Genomic DNA, 2,149 nt, shown 5'->3' with positions numbered 1-2,149 from the left:
GATTCGGCGGTGGCCCCCTGCATGCCCGTGATATGCGAGGAAATCTCGTCCGTCGCCTTCGCGGTCTGGCTCGCCAGCGACTTCACTTCGCTGGCAACCACGGCGAACCCACGCCCGGCTTCGCCCGCACGCGCCGCCTCGATGGTGGCATTGAGCGCGAGAAGGTTGGTCTGCTCGGCAATCGCCGTGATCAGCTTCACGACTTCGCCGATCTGCTGGGCGGCATGCGACAGCTTGCCGATGCGCCCGTCAGTTTCCTTGGCCTGGACGACGGCAGCTTCCGCAATCCGGCTGGAGTCGCGAACCTGGCGGCCGATCTCCTCGACCGAGGCCGACAGTTCCTCCGTCGCGGTGGCGACCGACTGCATGTTGGAGGAGGCCTGCTCGGAGACGCCGGCGACCTGGCTCGACAGGCTCTGGGTGGTCTCGGCAGTGCGGGTCAGCGTGGACGCGGCCGATTCCAGCTGCACGGCCGAGGCCGACACGTTGGATACGATGGCGCCGACCGCGCTTTCGAAATCATCGGCGAAGCGGATCAGCTCGGAGCGGCGGCTTGCGGCCTGCTCCCTGTTCTGGGCTTCGCTGGCAGCGGCATCGCGCTCGGCTTTGGCCACGGCTTGAACCTTGAACTCCTCGACCGCACCGGCCATCTCGCCGATCTCATCCTTGCGGCCGAGACCCGGCAGCACCACGTCGAAATTGCCCGAGGCCAGCTCACGCATCGCCTTGCACATCGCGATCATCGGACGCGAGATACCGTTGCCGAGCCACAGGGCCAGCACGGCACCGATCGCAAGGCCGCCGAGCGCCATCATCAGCATCAGCTGCTCGGTCTCTCCGATCGTCGCGTTGGCGCTCGCCTCGATGCGCTGCTGGTCAGCGGTCAAATCCGAACGCAGCTCGGCCGAGAGCTTGAGGATGGTTGCCGCCGTCTTGGTCATCTCACCGTTCGACTTGACGATGATCTTCACATTCTCGGTCAGCTTTGAGAAGGAGGTGCGGTACTGCTTCAGCAGATTGCCGATCTCGGTGACGCGGTCGGTGATCTTCTGGTCGCTGGCATAGATCGAGACCAGCAGGGTCTCCAGGAATTTGATGCGTGCGATCACGCCATCGGCGGTCTTCGGCTCCGGCTTGGCCACGAAGGCGCTGACCGAGGTGGAGACAGCCAGATATTGCGAGGTGATGTCCTTGGCCGTGGTCTGGACCGATGCCAGCCCCGCCAGCGCGGCAGTATCGGCGAGATCGTCGAACTTGAAACGGATCTTGTTGCCGACGCTGTTGAGCTCATCGGCCGCGATCTTGTTGTTCTCGCGCGTCAGGACGATGATCTCGCCGAACACCTTCGTGAAGCGCTGAAACTCGGCTTCCAGCTTGCCGACCTGCTCACGGCGGGCGGCGCCGGTCGTGGCGGACATCGACTTGGCGATCGCGCTCTTCAGATTGTCTTCGGCGGCCTTGGCTGCGGTCTCGTCATCCATCGCGCCCGTCAGCGTATAGGCCCGAGCCAGTCCCTGATAGGCGATGAGGTCGCGATCGACCGTCCGCGCGAGGTCGGCTTCCGACACGCTGGTGCGGTAGGAAGCCACGGCGGCCTGGATCCGCTCGAAGCCGAAATAGGCGAAAGCCATGCTGACGGCGAGGATGGCTAGCACCGCCACGAAGCCGAGGATGATTTTTGCGCGAAAACGCAAGGTTGGCAGCTTCGATTGGTTCGACTTCGACTTGGACTTAACCGACATTCCCCCACCCCATTCCATTCGCGGAAAACCAGGCGCAGCCCGGAAGCAGCCCGCTTCCTGACTCGCCCGCACGGTAATCGGCAAAGGATAAGCTGTGGTAAATTTGTGGCGCCGCAACTCGCGGTTAGGTGACGCGGGGATTCGTTAAGGCGCGCTTTCTCGCGCCGTTACAAATGCCGTCATAAATTGAGTGCCGGCGCCAATCTCCGCCGTCGGCCCCTGGGACGACAGCGGAGTATGAGGCGGCGGCGCGAACTTCAGAGGCAGCAGTCAGCCCTACGCCGCTCTGATATTCCCCATGAAGCGATCGAGCTCGGCGCGCAGGCGGGTGCTTTCGGATGACAGCGTCTTGGCCGAGTGCAGCACCTCCTCCGAGGCCGAGCCGGTCTCGGCGGCGCCGCGGTTGA

The 2,149-nt window shown here is 64.0% G+C and carries 1 protein-coding gene; it reads right to left on the bottom strand.

Going from position 1 to position 2,149, the window contains the following annotated elements:
* Window positions 1–1,742: methyl-accepting chemotaxis protein (locus tag RAD04_RS38450; protein WP_461627937.1), on the bottom strand; the 1,742-nt coding region annotated here is incomplete at its 3' end.
* Window positions 1,743–2,149 lie beyond the last annotated feature (407 nt).

This window comes from Bradyrhizobium sp. 25ACV (assembly GCF_054863005.1).
Note: the sequence above shows the minus strand (reverse complement) of the source record. Positions and strands in the feature narration are given on the sequence as shown.